This window comes from Campylobacter sp. US33a, from assembly GCF_004378855.1.
Taxonomy (GTDB): Bacteria; Campylobacterota; Campylobacteria; order Campylobacterales; family Campylobacteraceae; genus Campylobacter_D.
The window spans coordinates 13,499-33,580 of sequence record NZ_RYYL01000009.1 but is presented as its reverse complement, the minus strand read 5'-3'; the positions used below and the strand labels follow the sequence as shown (position 1 = coordinate 33,580).

At 33.0% G+C, this 20,082-nt stretch carries 21 protein-coding genes and 1 other RNA gene; 21 read left to right on the top strand and 1 reads right to left on the bottom strand.

The genetic code is table 11. From position 1 onward, the window contains the following. The first annotated feature begins 6 nt into the window (after nucleotides 1-6). The 20 genes from ELQ16_RS07720 to ELQ16_RS07625 all read left to right on the top strand — a co-directional run bounded on the left by ELQ16_RS07720 (nucleotide 7) and on the right by ELQ16_RS07625 (nucleotide 18,922). Nucleotides 7-2,211: an NADP-dependent isocitrate dehydrogenase gene (locus ELQ16_RS07720; RefSeq protein ID WP_134238977.1), complete on the top strand. Its 2,205-nt coding sequence runs from the start codon at nucleotides 7-9 to the stop codon at nucleotides 2,209-2,211. Continuing rightward, complete coding sequence (locus ELQ16_RS07715) at nucleotides 2,208-3,110, top strand: malate dehydrogenase (RefSeq protein WP_134238976.1); 903 nt, start codon at nucleotides 2,208-2,210, stop codon at nucleotides 3,108-3,110. The genes ELQ16_RS07720 and ELQ16_RS07715 overlap by 4 nt, the downstream gene beginning before the upstream one ends. A gap of 1 nt (nucleotide 3,111) precedes the next feature. Beyond that, complete coding sequence (sucC, locus tag ELQ16_RS07710; RefSeq protein ID WP_134238975.1) at nucleotides 3,112-4,275, top strand: ADP-forming succinate--CoA ligase subunit beta; 1,164 nt, start codon at nucleotides 3,112-3,114, stop codon at nucleotides 4,273-4,275. Nucleotides 4,276-4,284: 9 nt separating this feature from the next. After that, nucleotides 4,285-5,154, top strand: a complete 870-nt coding sequence (sucD, locus tag ELQ16_RS07705; RefSeq protein ID WP_072230414.1) for a succinate--CoA ligase subunit alpha — start codon at nucleotides 4,285-4,287, stop codon at nucleotides 5,152-5,154. Nucleotides 5,155-5,167: 13 nt separating this feature from the next. Next, entirely contained in the window at nucleotides 5,168-5,482 is a 315-nt protein-coding gene (locus ELQ16_RS07700) for a 4Fe-4S dicluster domain-containing protein (RefSeq protein WP_134238974.1), read from the top strand. 8 nt (nucleotides 5,483-5,490) lie between these two features. Next, nucleotides 5,491-6,615, top strand: coding sequence for a 2-oxoglutarate synthase subunit alpha (locus ELQ16_RS07695; protein ID WP_134238973.1), 1,125 nt, complete (start codon nucleotides 5,491-5,493; stop codon nucleotides 6,613-6,615). A 1-nt stretch (nucleotide 6,616) separates the two neighbouring features. After that, nucleotides 6,617-7,462: a 2-oxoglutarate ferredoxin oxidoreductase subunit beta gene (locus tag ELQ16_RS07690; RefSeq protein WP_134238972.1), complete on the top strand. Its 846-nt coding sequence runs from the start codon at nucleotides 6,617-6,619 to the stop codon at nucleotides 7,460-7,462. Then, entirely contained in the window at nucleotides 7,459-8,016 is a 558-nt protein-coding gene (locus tag ELQ16_RS07685; RefSeq protein WP_134238971.1) for a 2-oxoacid:acceptor oxidoreductase family protein, read from the top strand. Before ELQ16_RS07690 ends, ELQ16_RS07685 begins: the two co-directional genes overlap by 4 nt. A gap of 109 nt (nucleotides 8,017-8,125) precedes the next feature. Further along, entirely contained in the window at nucleotides 8,126-8,389 is a 264-nt protein-coding gene (locus ELQ16_RS07680) for a DUF2018 family protein (protein ID WP_134238970.1), read from the top strand. Nucleotides 8,390-8,391: 2 nt separating this feature from the next. Next, a complete protein-coding gene (locus tag ELQ16_RS07675) occupies nucleotides 8,392-8,910 on the top strand; it encodes an exporting protein (protein ID WP_243832614.1) in 519 nt (172 codons plus the stop codon). Nucleotides 8,911-8,927: 17 nt separating this feature from the next. Continuing rightward, entirely contained in the window at nucleotides 8,928-9,821 is an 894-nt protein-coding gene (locus tag ELQ16_RS07670; RefSeq protein WP_134238968.1) for a polyprenyl synthetase family protein, read from the top strand. Further along, a complete protein-coding gene (gene hemA, locus ELQ16_RS07665; RefSeq protein ID WP_134238967.1) occupies nucleotides 9,821-11,125 on the top strand; it encodes a glutamyl-tRNA reductase in 1,305 nt (434 codons plus the stop codon). Before ELQ16_RS07670 ends, hemA begins: the two co-directional genes overlap by 1 nt. Beyond that, nucleotides 11,112-12,821, top strand: coding sequence for a proline--tRNA ligase (locus tag ELQ16_RS07660; RefSeq protein ID WP_134238966.1), 1,710 nt, complete (start codon nucleotides 11,112-11,114; stop codon nucleotides 12,819-12,821). The genes hemA and ELQ16_RS07660 overlap by 14 nt, the downstream gene beginning before the upstream one ends. Then, nucleotides 12,818-13,210: an FxsA family membrane protein gene (gene fxsA / locus ELQ16_RS07655; protein WP_134238965.1), complete on the top strand. Its 393-nt coding sequence runs from the start codon at nucleotides 12,818-12,820 to the stop codon at nucleotides 13,208-13,210. Before ELQ16_RS07660 ends, fxsA begins: the two co-directional genes overlap by 4 nt. Then, entirely contained in the window at nucleotides 13,207-14,133 is a 927-nt protein-coding gene (hemC, locus tag ELQ16_RS07650; RefSeq protein ID WP_134238964.1) for a hydroxymethylbilane synthase, read from the top strand. The genes fxsA and hemC overlap by 4 nt, the downstream gene beginning before the upstream one ends. Further along, the gene (locus ELQ16_RS07645) at nucleotides 14,130-15,929 is read left to right on the top strand and encodes a menaquinone biosynthesis decarboxylase (RefSeq protein WP_134238963.1); all 1,800 of its coding nucleotides are present in this window, start codon (nucleotides 14,130-14,132) and stop codon (nucleotides 15,927-15,929) included. Before hemC ends, ELQ16_RS07645 begins: the two co-directional genes overlap by 4 nt. Before the next feature lie 108 nt (nucleotides 15,930-16,037). Then, nucleotides 16,038-16,385: a FlaG family protein gene (locus tag ELQ16_RS07640; protein ID WP_134238962.1), complete on the top strand. Its 348-nt coding sequence runs from the start codon at nucleotides 16,038-16,040 to the stop codon at nucleotides 16,383-16,385. Between the two features lies 1 nt (nucleotide 16,386). Continuing rightward, complete coding sequence (gene fliD, locus ELQ16_RS07635; RefSeq protein ID WP_134238961.1) at nucleotides 16,387-18,324, top strand: flagellar filament capping protein FliD; 1,938 nt, start codon at nucleotides 16,387-16,389, stop codon at nucleotides 18,322-18,324. Between the two features lie 11 nt (nucleotides 18,325-18,335). After that, nucleotides 18,336-18,707, top strand: a complete 372-nt coding sequence (gene fliS, locus ELQ16_RS07630) for a flagellar export chaperone FliS (protein WP_134238960.1) — start codon at nucleotides 18,336-18,338, stop codon at nucleotides 18,705-18,707. Beyond that, entirely contained in the window at nucleotides 18,704-18,922 is a 219-nt protein-coding gene (locus ELQ16_RS07625; RefSeq protein ID WP_166739674.1) for a hypothetical protein, read from the top strand. The genes fliS and ELQ16_RS07625 overlap by 4 nt, the downstream gene beginning before the upstream one ends. On the opposite strand, the gene rnpB is transcribed toward ELQ16_RS07625, so the two are convergent. Beyond that, an RNA gene (rnpB, locus tag ELQ16_RS07620) (RNase P RNA component class A) lies at nucleotides 18,916-19,233 on the bottom strand. The two genes, ELQ16_RS07625 and rnpB, sit on opposite strands and share 7 nt — an antisense overlap. Nucleotides 19,234-19,356: 123 nt before the next feature. Between rnpB and efp the strand changes: the two genes are divergently transcribed. Further along, entirely contained in the window at nucleotides 19,357-19,926 is a 570-nt protein-coding gene (gene efp / locus ELQ16_RS07615) for an elongation factor P (protein WP_134238958.1), read from the top strand. The last annotated feature ends 156 nt before the right edge of the window (nucleotides 19,927-20,082 follow it).

Genomic DNA, 20,082 nt, shown 5'->3' with positions numbered 1-20,082 from the left:
AATAAGATGCACATAACTTATACACTAACAGATGAGTCGCCCGCTCTTGCGACTTATTCTTTTTTGCCTATAGTGCAGGCTTTTTTAAATAGAGTTAATATAAGTGTTAAGACTTCCGATATTTCTTTGTCTGGAAGAATTTTGGCTAATTTTGGTGAATATCTAAAAGATACGCAAAAATGCGAAGATGCTTTAGAAATTTTAGGTGAACTTGTAAAAAATCCGCAAGCAAATCTCATTAAAACACCTAATATTTCAGCATCTATTCCGCAACTTAAAGCAGCAATTAAAGAATTGCAAACCAAGGGTTATATGTTACCAAATTACCCAGATGAGCCAAAGAATGATGAAGAAGCGCAAATTAAAGCAAAATATCAAAAAGTTTTAGGTTCTGCGGTTAATCCTGTATTAAGACAAGGAAACTCTGATCGTCGCTCTACTAAAGCAGTTAAGGACTATGCGAAAAATAATCCTTATCGTGTGGTTGAGTTTAATCCTAATTCAAAAACTCGTGTTTCTTATATGAAGGAAGGTGATTTTTTCTCTAATGAGAAAGCGGTTTTAATCAATGAGGATTGCGTTGCCAGTATCGAATTTGTAGGAAATAATGGCAAAAGTGAAGTTTTAAAAGAAGGTTTAAAACTTGAAAAGAATGAAATTTTAGACGCTACTTTTATGGATGTAGCAAAGTTGCAAGAATTTTATGCCAAAGAAATTAAAGCCAGCAAAGACGATGATGTGCTTTTTTCATTGCATTTAAAAGCTACAATGATGAAAGTAAGCGACCCTATACTTTTTGGTTATGCGGTAAGCACTTTCTTTAAAGAGTTATTTGTAGAATTTAAAGATGAATTTGAAAAACTAGGAATCAATCCAAATAATGGACTAAGTGAGCTTTTAAGCAAGGTTGAAACTTCAAGCAAAAAAGATGAAATTTTAAAAAAATATAATGAAATTTTGACTAATTCTGCTGATATTTCTATGGTAAATTCAGACAAAGGTATTACAAATTTACATGTACCAAGCGATGTGATTGTTGATGCTTCTATGCCTGCAATGCTTAAAAATGGTGCAAGATTGTGGGATAAAGAAGGCAAAGAAAAAGATACTAATGCAGTCATTCCTGATCAAACTTATGCGACTATTTACGAGGCTGTAATTGAAGATTTGCGTAAGAATGGCACTTTGAATCCTGCGAAATTAGGCAGTGTTTCAAATGTGGGTTTAATGGCCAAAAAAGCTCAAGAATACGGCTCGCATGATAAAACCTTTGTGGCTAAAGAAGATGGGACTTTTAAAATCATTGTTAATGGTAAAGTTTTATTGGAGCATAAGGTTAAGAAAGGCGATATCTATAGGGCTAATCAAGCTAAATTTGATGCGGTGTTAAATTGGATCGATTTAGGCATTGAAAGAGCTGATTTAACAAGTACCGAAGCGATTTTTTGGCTGGATAGCAAAAGAGCAAGCAATAAAATTATGATCGAATTGGTGCAAAATCGCTTGAAAGAAAAGGGTAAAAATATAGCTATTTTAGCACCATATGATGCTTGTTTAAAAAGTTTAGAGCTTATCCGCGGAGGAAAAGATGTGATTTCTATCACAGGAAATGTGCTAAGAGATTATTTAACCGACCTTTTCCCTATTTTAGAGCTTGGAACTAGTGCAAAAATGTTGTCTGTTGTACCTATGTTAAATGGTGGGGCAATGTTTGAAACAGGAGCTGGTGGGTCAGCACCGAAGCAAGTGGAGCAACTAGTAGAAGAAAATCATTTGCGTTGGGATAGTTTGGGTGAGTTTTTAGCTTTACAAGCGAGTTTAGAATTTTATGCCAATAAATGCAATCATCACAAAGCCAAAGTTTTGGCAGAATGTCTTGATGAAGCTATAGGAGAATGGCTTGAAAACAATAAAGCTCCATCAAGAAAAGTCAAAGAGGATGATAATCGCACGAGTCATTTTTATTTGGCCATGTATTTTGCAAATCATTTAGCAAGGCAAGCAAATGATATGGAACTTCAAAGCTTTTTTAAAGATATTGCTTTAGAGCTTTCTTCTAATGAAGAAAAAATTAGAGCTGAATTTAATGATGCACAAGGAGTTAAAGTTGATCTTGGCGGTTATTATAAATTTGATGATGAAAAAGTAAATAAAATTATGCGTCCAAGTGCGACTTTTAATGCCATTATAGAAAAAATAGGACAAAGATGAAAATTGCAATCATCGGAGCGGGTAATGTAGGCGGAAGTGTTGCTTATGCGATCATTTTAAGAGAGCTTGCAACGCAAATTGTTTTAGTTGATATTAATGAAGATTTACTTTATGCAAAAGAACTTGAACTTTCTCAAAGCATAGCGGCTTTAAATTTGGATATTGAGTTGATTTGTTCTACGGATTATTCTCATACAAAAAATTCAGATATTGTGCTTTTTAGTGCAGGTTTTGCAAGAAAAGACGGACAAAGTAGAGAAGAGCTTTTGCAGCTTAATACCAACATAATGCTCGATTGTGCTAGAAAAATTAAAGAATTTAGCGCCGATCCGCTTTTTATTATCCTAACTAATCCGGTGGATTTTTTACTTAATACTCTTTATGAGAGTAAAATTTTTTCTTCCAAAAAGATTGTTGCTATGGCAGGAGTTTTAGATAATGCTCGTTTTAAATATGAGCTTGCTAAAAAATTAAAAGCAAAAATTTCAAGTGTAGATACGAGATTAATTGGTTTTCATAATGATGATATGGTTTTGGTTAAATCTTATGCAAGTGTGAAAAATCAAAAAATAAGTGAACTTTTAAGTGAAGAAGAATTTGAAGATTTAGAAAATGAAGTAAAGACAGGAGGTGCTAAGGTTATAAAGCATTTGAAAACCTCGGCTTATTTGGCGCCTGCTAGTGCTTGTGTGAGAATGCTTGAGTCTATCAGGAGTGGAGAATTTTTGCCTATGAGTGTGATTTTGCATGGAGAATTTGGAGTGCAAAATAAAGCATTGGGAACGATGGCAAGATTGGGTTTAGAAGGTGTTGTTGAGATCATGAAACTTGATCTTAGCAACGAAGAAAAAGATAAAATAAAAAAATCATTAATAAAATATCAATACATAAAGGAATAAAATGAATATACATGAATATCAAGCAAAAGCGATTTTTGCAGATAATGGTATCCCTACTTTAAAGGGAAAAGTTGCATTTAGTGTTGATGAGGCTGTGGCAAATGCTAAAGAATTAGGCGGTAGTGTTTGGGCAGTTAAAGCCCAAATTCACGCAGGTGGCCGTGGTCTTGGTGGTGGTGTTAAAATTGCTAAAAATTTAGATGAAGTAAAAGGCTATGCAAGTCAAATTTTAGGTATGAATTTGGTTACTCATCAAACAGGACCAGAAGGAAAACTCGTACAAAAGCTTTATATAGAAAGTGGTGCAAATATTGTAAAAGAATATTATTTGGCTATTTTGTTCAACAGAATGGCAGAGCAAATCACCATTATCGCTTCAAGTGAAGGTGGAATGGATATAGAAAAAGTAGCTAAAGAAAGTCCAGAAAAAATTGCAAAAGTAGGCATTGATCCGCAAATTGGTTTTAAAATGTTCCATGGACTTGAAGTAGCAAAAGTTTTGGGACTTGACAAAGATGAAAGCAAAAAACTTATTTCTATGATAGCAAAACTTTATAAGCTTTATATGGATAAAGATATGAATATGCTTGAAATCAATCCTCTAATCAAAACTGCAGAAGGCGATTTCTATGCACTTGATGCAAAATGTAGTTTTGATGATAGTGCACTTTATCGTCACCCAGAAATTGCTGAGCTTAGAGATATCACAGAAGAAAATCCAGCTGAAAGAGAAGCGGCTGAATTTGGTTTAAGCTATGTAAAATTGGATGGCGATGTAGCTTGTATGGTAAATGGTGCTGGACTTGCAATGGCGACTATGGATATTATTAATTACAGTGGCGCAAAACCTGCAAATTTCTTAGATGTGGGTGGTGGTGCATCACCTGAAACGGTTGCAAAAGCTTTTGAAATCATTTTAAGAGATAAAAATGTAAAAGTGATATTTATCAATATCTTTGGTGGTATTGTTCGTTGCGATAGAATTGCAAATGGAATTTTAGAAGCGACTAAAAATGTTGAGGTTAATATTCCAATTGTTGTTCGTCTTGATGGTACAAATGCAGCTGAAGCTAAGGCAATTTTAGATAATTCAAATCTTAAAAATATCAAAGCAGCCACCAATCTTAAAAATGGCGCAGAATTAGTAAAAAGTTTAGTAGGATAAGGATAAAAAATGAGTATATTGGTTAATAAAAATACAAAAGTAATCGTTCAAGGTTTTACAGGTAAAGAGGCAACTTTTCATGCAGAACAATGTATGGCTTATGGTACAAATATAGTTGGAGGTGTAACCCCTCATAAAGGTGGGCAAACTCATCTTGGAAAGCCAGTTTTTGATACCGTAGCTGATGCGGTTAAAGCTACAGGAGCTGATGTGAGCTTGATTTTTGTTCCTGCTTTTGCTGTGGGTGATAGTGTGATTGAAGCAGCTGATGCGGGCATTAAACTTGCAGTTGTAATTACAGAGCATACTCCGGTTAAAGATATGATGTTTGCTAAGCAATATGCAAATAAAAAAGGTATGAAAATCATAGGACCAAATTGCCCAGGAATTATCACTTCTGAAGAGTGTAAATTAGGCATTATGCCAGGATTTATCTTCAAAAAAGGTTGCGTAGGACTTATTTCAAAAAGTGGAACTTTAACTTATGAAGCAGCCAATCAAGTCGTTCAAGGTGGATATGGAATTTCTACTGCGGTAGGAATTGGAGGAGATCCTATTATAGGACTTGCTTATAAAGAACTTTTGAGCGAATTTCAAAAAGATGATGAAACTAAAGCTATTGTAATGATAGGGGAAATTGGTGGTAGCTTAGAAGTGGAAGCAGCTAAATTTATTAAAGAAAATATTAGTAAACCTGTGGTAGCATTCATTGCTGGAGCGACTGCGCCAAAGGGTAAAAGAATGGGACACGCAGGAGCGATTGTAGGTAGTGCTGATGAAAGTGCTGCGGCTAAAAAAGAAGCATTAAAGTCTTATGGAATTCATGTGGTGGATTCTCCAGCTTTAATTGGCGAAGAAATTCAAAAAATATTAGGTTGATAAAGGAAAAATTATGAGTATAGTAGCTCCAAAAGATACCCCTGTTTGGGTAAATGAGCATAGATGTAAAGCTTGTAATATTTGCGTTAGCTATTGTCCTGCAGGAGTTTTAGCTATGCGTGATGATATTCATGCGGTTTTAGGACAAATGATAGAAGTTGTTCATCCTGAATCTTGTATAGGATGTAGCGAGTGCGAGGCGCATTGTCCGGATTTTGCTATTATGGTGGCAAAAAGAGAAGAGTTTAAATTTGCAAAACTCACAAGCGAAGCAAAAGATAGAGCTGAAGCTGTGAAAAAAAATAAATATAAAAAATTGAGTGCATAGGATAGGATATGAGAGAAGTTATAGCAACAGGAAATGTTTTAATCGCTAAAGCTGCGATTGATTGTGGATGTAAATTTTTTGGAGGTTATCCTATCACTCCAAGTTCTGAAATTGCACATGAGTTAAGTCATTTATTGCCGGCAAATGATGGAACTTTTATTCAAATGGAAGATGAAATTTCGGGTGTGAGCGTGGCTATTGGTGCTGCAATGAGTGGTGTAAAATCAATGACTGCAAGTAGTGGTCCTGGAATTTCTTTAAAAGCAGAGCAAATTGGACTTGCGTTTATTGCTGAAATTCCGCTTGTAATTGTAAATGTTATGAGGGGTGGTCCATCAACTGGACTTCCAACAAGGGTGGCACAAGGAGATTTATTTCAAGCAAAAGCGCCAACTCATGGAGATTTTGCAAGTATAGCTATCGCACCAGCATCTTTGGAAGAAGCGTATTTGCAAACTATAAGAGCTTTTAATTTGGCAGAAAAATATATGACTCCTGTATTTTTACTTATGGATGAAACTGTAGGACATATGAACGGAAAAGCAGTATTACCTGATTTAAAAGATATAGAGATTATAAACCGTAAAAAATTTACAGGCGATAAAAAAGATTATAAACCTTATGCAGCGGGCGAAAATGAACCTGCAACGCTTAATCCATTCTTTACAGGTTATCGTTACCATGTAACAGGATTACATCATGGAGATATAGGATTTCCAACTGAAGATGGTGCTATAGTAAAGAAAAATATGGAAAGACTTATAGGTAAAATTAAAAACAATAGCGATGATATTTGTGCCTATGAAGAGTATATGATGGATGATGCTGAATTTTTAATCATTGCTTATGGAAGTGTAAGTCGTTCAGCAAAAGAAGCTATCAATAGACTTAGAGAAGAAGGCTTAAAAGTAGGACTTTTCCGTCCAATTACTCTTTATCCAGTGGCTGAGAAAAAAATTGCAGAAGTTGTAGCCAAATTTAAAAAAGTAATGGTAAGCGAGCTAAATATGGGACAATATTTAGAAGAAATTGAAAGAGTAAGTTCTCGTCGCGATTTTATCAGTTTGCATCGTGCAAATGGTCGTCCTATCACTCCAAGTGAGATCATTGCTAAAGTAAAGGAGAATATATAAAATGGCATTTGATTATGATGAATACTTAAGGGTAGATAAACTTCCAACTCAATGGTGTTGGGGTTGTGGTGATGGTGTTGTTTTAAAATGTATTATCCGTGCTGTGCAAAAACTTGGTTGGAATATGGATGATGTTTGTTTGGTTTCGGGTATTGGTTGTAGTGGTAGAATGAGTTCTTATGTAAATTGTAATACTGTTCATACGACTCACGGAAGAGCTATTGCTTATGCTACAGGTATAAAATTAGCCAATCCAAGCAAACATGTGATTGTGGTAAGTGGTGATGGCGATACTCTAGCAATTGGTGGAAATCATACCATTCATGGATGTCGTAGAAATATTGACTTAACTCATATTGTGATTAATAATTTTATCTATGGACTTACAAATTCACAAACCTCTCCTACAACTCCGCAAGGATTTTATACTGTAACCGCTCAACATGGTAATATTGATCCAAATTTTGATGCATGTGAATTAACTAAGGCTGCTGGAGCTTCTTTTGTGGCAAGAGGCAATGTAATTGAAGCAAATAAACTAGAAAATTTGATTTATAAGGCTTTAGCACATAAGGGTTATAGTTTTGTAGATGTTTTCTCAAACTGCCATATCAATTTAGGTAGAAAAAACAAAATGGGCGAAGCAGTGGCTATGCTTGATTGGATTAAAAATCGTGTAGTGGATAAGTCTAAATTTGATGGCTTGGATTTTGAAGAAAGAAAAGATAAATTTCCTACAGGAATTTTGCATCAAGATGAAAGTAAAGCCGAGTATTGCCATGCTTATGAGGAAGTTCGAAGAGCGGCTAAAGAAAATAGAATGGTTGATTTAGGAGCTTTAAAATGAAATATCAATTAAGATTTGGCGGCGAAGGCGGACAAGGTGTTATTACTGCAGGAGAAATTTTAGCTGAAGCGGCGATTAAAGAAGGTCGCTATGCTTTTAAAGCTTCTACTTATACCTCGCAAGTTAGAGGGGGTCCTACTAAGGTTGATATTATTATCGATGATAAGGAAATTCTTTTCCCTTATGCAGTAGAAGGTGAAGTTGATTTTATGCTTTCAACTGCAGATAAAGGCTATAAAGGATTTCGCGGTGGCGTAAAAGAGGGTGGTATCATAGTAGTGGAACCAAATTTAGTGCATCCTGAAAGCGAAGACTATAAAAAATGGCAAATTTTTGAAATTCCTATCATTACTATCGCAAAAGATGAGGTGGGAAATGTTGCTACTCAATCTGTTGTGGCACTTGCCATTGCTGCTTATATGAGCAAATGTATTGATTTAAATGTTTTAAAAGAAACCATGCTTCATATGGTTCCTGCTAAGACAAGAGATGCAAATGCTAAGGCTTTTGATTTGGGTATTAAATACGCGCAAAATACAAAAGCACATTCTTAATATGACGCCTTTTGGCGTCCTTTACTCCGTAATTTTTTAAAATTAAACTGATTTTAATTGATAGGGTTTTATAATCTTAACTTTAAATATAATTTTAAGGTAAAAGAATATGGATCTTTTTGATGAAATTTTAAATAAAACTCCCAAAGAAAAATTTATAGAAATCATACAAAATGGAAATTTGGGTGCTTTAGAAAAAGTTTTTGAAGAGTTTTTTTCTGAGCATATTGCCATGATAGAATTGCTGGAAAAGCAAGGTTTAAACGAAGGAGATGTGAAAAATTTTATACTTGAAAATGGGGATTTTATCACACAAAGACACAATGATATTTTTATAGAATTGGGTGCTAAAATTTTAGGTCATGAGGGCTGATTTTGAAATTTTTATTTACTCTTTGCATTTGCGTTTTCGCCTTTGCGAGTGAGCCTATTTTTGAACACACTTATGAATTTGTTTTAAAAAAAGATGAAAGAGCCAGTGTGGAAATTAAAGAATTGGGCTTTGAAAATGAGGTGCAAAATTTTGATTTTTACTGGACTTTGTTTGATAATACTAATCTTATCGTTCATACAAAATTCAGAAAATATCCAAGACAGTTTGTCCTTTCTTTGCGTAGGAATTTAAATTGGGCAACTCAAACTTTGATCCCTGATTATAAAAATCCACATATTGATAGAGCAAGGCTTATTTTAGAATTTAGTGGTTATAATAAGGGCTTAGCAACTTTTAAAGTTTATATAGAAGATAAGGAGTCTCGTTTAATGGTGGAATTCTTAGATCCAAGAAAAAAACCTTTGCAAAATCCACCGCAAAACAATCAAGTGGTGCCCATGATTAATTTTAACGAGTCTCAAGTAAAACCGCTAAGGGGACAAGAAAATGATGCAAATTAAGCTTTTAAGGATATGAAGTGCAAGAAATAGATGATTTGATAAGGCAGTATTTAGAAGAACTTGATTATGAACCTATTTTAACAATGCTTTCTGGTACAAAATCAGGTAAAAAAATGCGTTCTAAATTGCTTTTAGCTATTGCAGGTGAAAGCGAAAATTCTTTTAAAATTTGCGCTGTAATAGAGCTTATACATTTGGCGAGTTTATTGCACGATGATATTGTTGATGAGAGTGAATTAAGGCGTGGAGCAAAATCTGTTAATGCGAAATTTGGCACAAAAAACGCTTTAATGCTTGGCGATATTTTGTATTCTAAGGCTTTTCATGAGTTAAGTAAAATGGAAGCAAAATTTGCAAATATCATTTCAGATGCGGTTGTAAAACTTGCCATAGGCGAACTTATGGATGTGAATTTAAGCCAAAATTTTAATAACGATAAAAATCAATACTTAAAAATGATTTATAACAAAACAGCGGTTTTGATTGAAGCTAGCGCAAAATGCGGAGCTATTTTAGCTGGATATGATGAAGATGCTTTTGGGGAATACGGTAAAAATTTAGGACTTGCTTTTCAATTGATTGATGATATTTTAGATATTAAAGGTGATGAAAAGACGCTTGGAAAACCTGCCATGAGTGATTTTAAAGAAGGTAAAACAACTTTAGCTTATATTTATCTTTATGAAAAATTAAATACCCAAGATAAGAATTATTTAAAAACTTTATTTAAAAAAGATTTAAATTCAGAAGAATTACAATGGTTGAAAATAAATTTGGAAAAACATCAAATTTTAGATTCTGTTATTGATTTAGCAAAAAATTATGGAATTTTGGCTTTAAAAGCTGTAGGAAAATATCAAAATAATGCTTTAAATCAAATTGTTGAAAATATGATAAATAGGAATTTTTAATGCATTATTTTTGCGTAAGTTTTACTCATAAAAATACTGATATTGCGTTAAGAGAAAAACTTTCTTTCTCAGACGCAACCAAAAAAAAAGAAATTTTGCGTTTAATCAACTCTCATGCAAATATTCAAGAAAGTTTTGTTCTTAGCACTTGCAATAGGGTTGAAATTTTTGCTTATGTAAAAGAGCTTTCGAAAATTAGCGAACATATTAACGCCTGTATTGCTTTGCTTTGCGAAGTTGATAAAGAACTGCTTAATCAAAAGGCTGATGTTTTCGAAGATAGTGGGGCAATCCATCATCTTTTTTCAGTGGCCAGCTCTTTAGATAGTTTGGTAATCGGCGAAACACAAATTACAGGACAGTTAAAAGATGCTTTTTATTTTGCTAAAAATGAAAAAGCATTAGACATTCATCTTTCGCAAGCTTTGTATTTTGCTTTTAAATGTGCCGCCAAAGTAAGGAATGAAACTCAGATTTCTAAAAATCCTGTTTCTGTGGCTTCTGTTGCTGTAAATAAGGCAAGAGAATTAATTGATTTGAAAGATAAAAGTGTTGTTGTGGTGGGTGCTGGGGAAATGGCCGAGCTTGCTTGTAGACATCTGATGTCCCATGTCAAAGAAATTATTATTCTTAATCGTAATGTTGCACGCGCAAAGGCTTTATTTGAAGATTTGAATTTGCGGGGTAAATTTGATAGTTTAGAAAATTTGCCTTATTATATTAATAATTATGAAGTAATATTTTCTGCTACAAATGCCTTGGAGTGTATCATCACTCAAGATATTTTAGAAACAAAAGCTTTTAAACGATATTTTTTTGATATTGCAGTGCCAAGGGATATTGATTTACAAAAAAATAATAGTATTGAAGTTTTTACGGTAGATGATTTAGAAGAGATTGTAGAACGAAATTTGGCTTTAAGAGAGCATCAAGCGCAAATTGCTTATGCAATTATTGCAAGAATGACAGAGGAATTTTTTCAATATCTTGGAGATTTAAACTTAGCGCCCTTAATTAAAGATTTAAGGTTAAAAGCAAAAGAGTGTGCTCAAAAACAGCTTCAAATCGCTTTAGATAAAGGTTATTTAAAACATTCCAATGAAGAGGAAGCAAGAAGACTTATACATCAAGTTTTTAAAGCATTTTTGCATACCCCAACGGTAAATTTAAGGCATATTCAAGGTAAGATGCAAAGCGATGTAGTGGTTGATGCTATGCGTTATATTTTTGATTTGCAAGATAATTTTGAAAATTCAAATGAATACAAATGTGAATTTAATATGGAGAATAATGATGAAATTTAGCAAATTTTATGCACCAAGTTTAAAAGAAGCTCCTAAAGATGCAACTTTACCAAGTCATATTTTTTTAACGCGTGCAGGATTTATTGAGCAAATTGGAAGCGGACTTTATAATTTTTTACCTTTAGGAAAAAGGGTTTTAGATAAAATTAAAAATATAGTTAAAGAAGAAATGGATAAAGCAGGAGCGCAAGAAGTCAATCTAAGCTTTGTAACTCCTGCAAGTTTATGGCAAGAAAGCGGGCGTTATAATGTTTTTGGTAAAGAGCTTTTGCGCTTCAAGGACAGAAAGGAAAATGAATTTGTTTTAGGGCCAACGCATGAAGAGGCCATGCTTTCTTTGGTAAAAAACAAAATTACATCTTACAAGCAACTTCCTTTGCACTTATATCAAATAGGGCTTAAATTTCGCGACGAAGCAAGACCAAGATTTGGACTGTTAAGATGTCGTGAGTTTTTAATGAAAGATGGTTATAGTTTTCACTCTAATGAAGAAGATTTGGGACGAGAATTTGATTTGATGTATAAGACTTATTCTAAAATTTTACAAAGAATGGGTTTAGATTTTAGGGCAGTGGAGGCTGATAGTGGAGCTATTGGCGGAAGTGGTTCTAAGGAATTTATGGTTTTAGCGAAAAATGGCGAAGATGATATTTTACTTTGCGAGAATTGTGATTATGCCGCCAATGTTGAAGCAGCAAAAAGAGCTAAAAAAACTTGCAAAGCTCAACGCCCTGAGGCAAATTATGCGAGTAAGTTTCACACTCCAGATATTAAAACCATTAAAGATTTGGCTGACTTTTTTAAGATTGATGAATTTTATACCATTAAAGCAGTGGTAAAAAAAGCTATTTATGAGAATGAAAGCAAGCTTATTGTATTTTTTGTGCGCGGGAGTGATGAGTTGCAAGAGACAAAGGCACAAAACGCTTGTAAAGCTTTAGAGCTTGTAGATGCAAGCGAAGAAGAACTTCAAGAAGCGGGCTTAGTCACTGGATTTATAGGTTTTGTAGGTTTGAAAAACATTGATTTTTATGTCGATTTTGAGCTTGAAAATGAAAAGCAAATGATAATGGGTGCCAATGAAAAAGATTATCATTTAATTGGCATTGATGTGGTGAATTTAAACAAAGATCGTTTTAAGGATTTAATAGAAGTTAAAGAAAATGATTGTTGTGTTAAATGTGGTGGAAAACTCAAAAAAAGCAAGGGTATAGAAGTAGGACATATTTTTAAATTAGGACAAAAATACTCAAAAGCTATGAATGCAAATTTCTTGGATGAAAAAGGCAAAAGTCAAGCTTTTTACATGGGCTGTTATGGTATAGGCGTGTCGCGTTTGGTTGCGGTAGCTATTGAAGCGAGTCATGATGAAAAGGGTTGCATTTGGAATAAAGCTTTAGCGCCTTTTGCGCTTGAAATTATTGTTTCAAATATTAAAGACGAAAAAGCTTTAGAATTTGCAAATGAGCTTTATGAGAATTTGCAAAACTTAGGTATCGAAGTTTTGCTTGATGATAGAAATGAACGCTTTGGTGTTAAAATGAATGATTTTGAACTTATGGGTTTTCCTTATGTCGTGGTTATTGGCAAGGGCTTGGAAAATAATGAAGTGGAATTAATAGAAAGAGCAAATTTGCAAAAAGAACTTGTTAAAAGCAGTGAAATTTTAGAGATAATTAAGAAGAAGATATTATGAAAAGAAAATATAGTTTTTCTCTAGTTCCTTTAATTGTTTGTGAATTTGTAGCTTGTGTGCTTTTTATTATAGCTTTTGGTTTTAGTAATTTTTTACTTTTTATGCTTTTTAGTATGATTATTGGGGTGATTTTGCTTGCAATTTTTTGGAAGAACATGCTTGATTTTCAAGTTTTGAGCGTTAAAGAAATGTTGAAGCAATTTTCTTTTGTAATTGCAGCTTTTTTATTGATTTTACCGGGAGTTTTAAGCAGTATTTTTGGTTTTTTAGTATTTTTGTTTGCTTTATTTTTTAGCACAAGTAAAAAAAGCAAGGAGTATTTTTCGCATAAATTTAATCATAAAGATGAAGAGATTATTGATGTTGAGATTATAGAGGAAAGAAAATGAAAGAACTTATTATAGCCACAAGAAAAAGTAAACTTGCTTTATGGCAGAGCGAATATATAGCCGGTGTGCTTGAAAAAACTCATCAAATAAAGGTGCGTTTAGAAGGCTTTAAAACAAAGGGCGATGTTTTACTTGATTCTCCTTTAGCAAAAATCGGTGGAAAAGGACTTTTTACCAAAGAACTTGAAGAGAGTATGTTGCAAGGAAAAGCCCATTTGGCGGTACATAGTTTAAAAGATGTACCAAGTTTTTTTCCTAAGGGTTTGATTTTAGCAGCAGTAAGTAAAAGAGAGCAAAGCAATGATGCGATGATATCTCAAAATTTCAAAGATTTTTCCTCTTTGCCAAAAGGTGCAAAAATAGGTACCACAAGTCTTAGACGCAAAATGCAACTTTTATTATTAAGACCTGATTTAGAGATTATTTCTTTGCGTGGAAATGTAAATTCTCGCATAGAAAAACTAAAAAATGGCGATTTTGATGCGATTATTTTGGCTATGGCAGGCATTAAACGCCTTAATTTAGACAAAGAAGTGAATTTTGTTTATGAATTTAGCAAAGATGAATTAGTTCCTGCGGCATCTCAAGGAATTTTAGGCATAGAAAGTGTGGAAGATGAAGAAATCACCAAACTTTTAAAATGTTTAAATGATGAAAATGCTTTGATTGAAAGTACCATAGAAAGAGAATTTATCTCTACCTTAGAAGGGGGTTGTCAAGTGCCAATAGGTATTAATGCAGAGCTAAATGAAGAAGAAATTTGTGTGCGTGCAGTACTAGGACTCCCTGATGGTAGTGAAATTTTGCAAGATAAAAGAATGATTAAAAAAAGCGAATTTCAAGGATTTGGAGAAAAGTTAGCTAAAGAATTTATAGCCAAAGGTGCTAAAGAACTTTTAAAAAAAGCTGAAAGTATGATATGAAAGAATTTATTGAAATTTTAAAAAAAAATGATTTATTAAAAGTTTTTGAAGAACCCATTGATGTAGATCTTGAAATTGCGCATTTAGCCTATATAGAAGCTAAAAAGCCAAATGGCAAGGCCTTGCTTTTTAAAAATCCCGTGGATAAAAAATTAAATAAAAAATATAAATTTCCTGTTTTAATGAATACTTTTTGTAATGAGTTGGCCTTAAATTTAGCTTTTGGACGCGATTTTAATGAGGTAGCTGATGAAATTTCAAAACTCACAAAAATGCATATTCCTACAAATTTCAAGGCAAAAATGGATTTTTTTATGACTTTATTAAGTCTTAAAAATGTTCCACCAAAAAGACTTAAAGCCAATAAGGCTTTGTATGATTATGAAATTTTACCTTCGCTTGAAGAGCTGCCTGTGCTTAAGACTTGGGAAGATGATGTGGGTAAATTCATTACTATGGGGCAAGTTTATACGCAAAATTTGGATAAAACGCAAAATAATCTTGGAATGTATCGTTTACAAATAAGCGATAAAAATGAACTTTTAATGCATTGGCAAATTCATAAAGATGGGGCGAATTTTTATCATGAGTATAAAAATGCCGGTTTGAAAAAAATGCCTGTAAGTATCGCAATAGGCGGTGATCCGCTTTATATTTGGTGTGGTCAAGCTCCTTTACCTAAAGGGATTTTTGAGCTTTTACTTTATGGTTTTATCAAAAAAACTCCAGCTAAACTCACTCCTTGCGAGAATGGAATTTTTGTTCCGTATAATAGCGACATAGTGATTGAAGGTTATGTGGATTTAGAAGAATTTAAAATTGAAGGACCTTTTGGAGATCATACAGGTTTTTATACTCCTGCTGAGCTTTTTCCTGTGATGAAAGTGGAAAAAATTTATGCCAAAAAAGACGCGATTTATCAAGCAACGGTTGTGGGAAAACCTCCTTTAGAAGATAAAATTATGGGACTTGGGACTGAAAGGGTGTTTTTACCGCTTTTGCAAACCTCAGTTCCTGATTTACTTGATTATAAAATGCCTGAAAATGGAGTTTTTCATAATCTTATCTTAGCAAAAATCGATGCAAAATATCCTGCACATGCACAACAAATCATGCACGCTTTTTGGGGAGTAGGGCAAATGAGTTTTGTAAAACATGCTATTTTTGTAGATAGCAAAGCTCCAAATTTAGATGATTATAATGCGCTAATTCCTTATATTTTAAATCGTTTTAGCGTAAATAAAATTTTAATTTCTGAAGGAATTTGTGATCAATTAGATCACGCATCTCCTAATGCTTGTTTTGGAGGTAAGGCAGGGCTTGATGCTTGTGAAGAAAATGAGACAGAAGAGCTTGAAATTTTAGAGGATGAAAAATTATTAGAACTTTTTAAAAGCAAAATCGAGCTTATCAATTTAAAACAATTTTATAAAGAAAGTAAAAGTCCTATTGTTTGTATTTTACTTGATAAAAAAGAAAGAATTTTAGGACTTTTTGAAAAATTGCTTGATTTTAAAAAACATTTTAGAATTCTAGTCTTTTTAGATGCAAACAACAAGCTTGAAAATCCTTATATGCTTGTATGGCGCGTGGTTAATAATATCGATGCAAAAAGAGATATTTTTATCAAGCAAGATAAGCTTTGTATTGATGCGACAGCAAAAAGTAGGCTTGAGAATTATGAAAGAGTTTGGCCTAAACAAACTGATTGTACTAAGAGTGTGATTGAAGATTTGATTTTGAGAAATATTTTAGAAAAAAATTCAGAACTTTTTGAAAAATTTGAGATTTTTTAATTTTTTGGAACATTTTTTGTTTTTTGTTAAAAAGATTGTTTATTTTTTTTAAAAATATCCGATTTGAAGACTAGGCAATAGTAAATCAATTTTAAAAAGGATTTTAAAATGAAGGTAAATAGTCAAATTGATAATAGCTTTTTTGCTAATAATTCAACTTCTTTGAATCAAAAAGTAGAATTTAGTAATGTGGCACAAAATACAGAACAAGGCAATACTCAAAATGAGAGTATAAATGAGCAATTAAGCAAGTTAACAGAAAAGCTTAATCAACAAGCGGAGTCTTTAGGGACAAATATAAAATTTGGCTTTAATGATAAAATTCATTCTATGTATGTTAGCGTTACGGAAAAACATACAGGAAGATTAATAAGACAAATTCCTAGCGAAGAAGCTTTAAAATTAGCAGAGCATCTTCAAGATGTAATAGGAATGATATTCGATAAGGAGAGTTAAAATGGCATTTGGTAGTTTATCAAGTTTGGGATTTGGTTCTGGGGTATTAACACAAGATATTATTGATCAATTAAAAAAAGCAGATGAGGCAGCTCGTCTTACGCCTTATACTTCTAAAATTGAAGAAAATACTGCCAAACAAAAAGATTTAACTGAAATTATTACAAAACTTTCAACTTTTAAATCAGCAGTTTCTTCATTGGCTGATGCTACGGCTTTTGCAAAAAGAAAAGTTGTAGGAAGCATTACAGATAATCCACCGGCAAGTTTAGTGGTTGATAGTGGCGTGGCTTTACAGAGTATGAAAATCAATGTTACTCAACTAGCACAAAAAGATGTTTATCAAAGTAAAGGTCTAGAAAATGATATGGGTTATGTTAATTCTAACTTAGAGTCTCCTGTATCTTTTACGCTTTTTCAAAAAGATAAAGCCTATACAATTACTGTAGATAAAAATACTACCTATAAAGATTTAGCTGATAAAATCAACACTGCAACAGGTGGAGAAATCACTGCTAAAATCGTAAATACCGGAGAAAAAGGTACTCCTTATAGGCTCACTTTAACTAGTAAAGAAACAGGTGAAGATAGTGCAATAAGTTTTTTTGATGGAACAAAAAACGAAAATGGAGAATATGTTAGCAATGAGGATGCTACAAAAATTTTTGAAAATCTTGGTTGGAATTTGGATAAGGGGAGCGCAGGTAGTGAACCTATTGACCCAAAAGATTTTAAAGGTTTTGGCATTATAGATGATGAAGAAAATCCTTTACATATCCAAAAAGCGCAAAATGCCGAATTTACGCTTGATGGCATTAAAATGACAAGACCTAGTAATACTATTACTGATTTGGGTGTGGGTTTAACTCTTACCTTAAATACTACAGGCGAAATTAATTTTGATGTGCAACAAGATACAGAAGCCATTACTACAGCTATGCAAGAGATGGTTGATGCTTATAATGATTTGGTTTTAAATTTAAATGCAGCGACAGATTTTAATGCCGAAACTGGGACAAAAGGAACTTTGCAAGGGGTAAGCGAAGTTAATAGTATTCGTTCAAAAATTATCGCAGATCTTTTTCAAAGTCAAAGTGTTACAGGGAGTGTTTTAGATGAAGATGGAAATAAAATTTCTGCTACTGTAATGCTTTCTATGCAAGATTTTGGTTTAAGTTTGAATGAATCAGGCACCTTGTCTTTTGATGCTTCTGCTTTTGAAACTAAATTTAAAGAGAATCCTGAAATGGCAGAAAGCTTTTTTTCAGGTATTACTCAATATGAAGATATCAATCATACTGGAAATTTGATTAAAGAAGGTAGTTTGAGTGACTTTGTTGGAGAAGGCAAAGAAGGCATAACTTTTAAAAGTGGTGATTTTAAAATTGTTTATAATTATGAAACTTATGATTTTTCAAAAACTCCAAGCGGGGAACCTTTTGTTTTGAAAGGCGAAACCGAAGAAGAAATGCTTCAAAATTTAGTCAATCATATTAATAGTTTTCGTATTGAAGGCTTAGAGGCTAAACTTGAAGAATATGATCAAGATGGTGAAAAAGGTTATAAAATTAAATTTAAAGGCACTGATGGGAGTGATTTTGCAATAGAGGGCAATGAAGAGTTTCTTAAGAAATTTGGGCTTAGTAAAACAAGTATTATTGCTAAACCTATTGAAGGTTTGGGCATATTTTCTCAGCTTAAGGAAACTTTAGAAGGTATAGTTGGTCCAAATGGCTCATTGACTAAATACGATGAGAGTTTAACACAAGATACCAAAGCACTTACAAAATCTAAAGAAGCAACTCAAGCATTAATTGATACAAGATATGAAACAATGGCAAATCAATTTTTACAATATGAAATTATTTTAAATGATTTAAACACACAATTAAATACCATTACGCAAATGATTAATGCGGCAAATAATAGCAATCAATAAAAGGAGTTTTTATGCAAAACAATTTTGCCTATAATGCTTATTCTCAAAATCAAATTGGGGTTGAATCCCCACAAAAACTTATAGAAATGCTTTATGAAGGACTTTTGCGTTTTTGCTCAAGAATTAAAGTGGCTATTAAAAATGAGGACATAGAGCAAAGAGTGTATTATATAAAAAGAGCCACAGCGATTTTTATTGAGCTTATTAATGGTCTTGATTATGAAAAAGGCGGAGAGGTAGCACATTATTTAAGCGGGCTTTATACGAGAGAAATTCAACTCTTATCTTTGGCAAATTTAGAGAATAATGAAGCTAGAATTGATGAGGTAATTAATGTTGTAAAAGGCTTATTAGAAGCTTGGAGAGAAGTACATCAGCAATGAAACAAGAAGAGTGGATAAAGAATTTAAAATTAGCTATCATAAAAGAAGATATTGAAAGTATCGCAAGTCTTATAAAAACCTTAGATCCTCATCAAGGAAAACTTGAAGAAATTAGAGCTCTTTTGCAAGAGGCGATTAAGATTGTTTCAAGTAAAAAAGAAAGCATAGCTCAAGATATTAAAAAGCTACAAAGAGCAAGCAAATATATAAAATAGCATAGCGATAAGCCGAGTTCTGTCGTGAATGCTCATTTATCTAGTTTTGTTTTTGCAAACAAAATCAAGCGAAGGGTTCCAATAAAGACAAAAACCATCCCTTCTTGCTGCGGATTGGGTTTACATAGCCGAAATTGTTACCAAAATCGCTGGTAAGCTCTTACCTTACCGTTTCACCTTTACCATAAAATGGAAGTTTTCTTTCTGTTGCACTGTCCCTTAGGTTTCCCTAGCCATCTGTTAGATGGAATCCTTGTCTTTTGCAGCTCGGACTTTCCTCTTCATAACGAAGCGAGCATTTGCTATGCGTGGGCTTATTTTATCTAAAAAAGCTTATTTTTTATTAATTTTTCGGGTATAAAAAATTAATTTTATTGAGATATCAAGTAAAATTTGCTAAAATCAAAACTTCATTTTTTTTATAAAGGAAAAATATGGCATCTTATTCAATGGGCGATTTAAAAAAAGGTCTTAAAATAGAAATTGACGGCGTTCCTTTTAAAATCGTAGAATATCAACATGTTAAGCCGGGCAAGGGACCTGCTTTTGTGCGTATAAAAATCAAATCTTTTATTGATGGTAAAGTGCTTGAAAAAACTTTTCATGCAGGCGATAAATGCGAAGCTCCAAATTTGGAAGATAAAACAATGCAATATCTTTATGATGATGGAGAAAATTGCCAGTTTATGGATACGCAGACTTATGAGCAAGTGGCAATTAGTGATGAAGATGTAGGTGAGGCAAAAAAATGGATGCTTGATGGTATGATGGTTGATGTGCTTTTTCACAATGGCAAAGCTATTGGTGTGGAAGTTCCGCAGGTTGTAGAGCTTAAGATTATCGAAACAGCTCCAAATTTTAAAGGCGATACACAAGGATCAAATAAAAAACCAGCAACACTTGAAACGGGTGCAGTAGTACAAATTCCCTTTCATGTATTAGAAGGCGAAGTTATACGCGTTGATACCGTGCGTGGAGAGTATATAGAAAGAGCAAATAAATAAAAAGCAAGGTTTTTCCTTGCTTTTGATAACTTCTATTCCAAAATATTTTTTGTTATTAATTGTTTTTTAAATACATTAATTTTTATAAAATTTTAAATACTAATTTTGCTTGCAAATTTATCTTAAGTGTTAGTGTTTGAGTCAAGAAAAATTAGA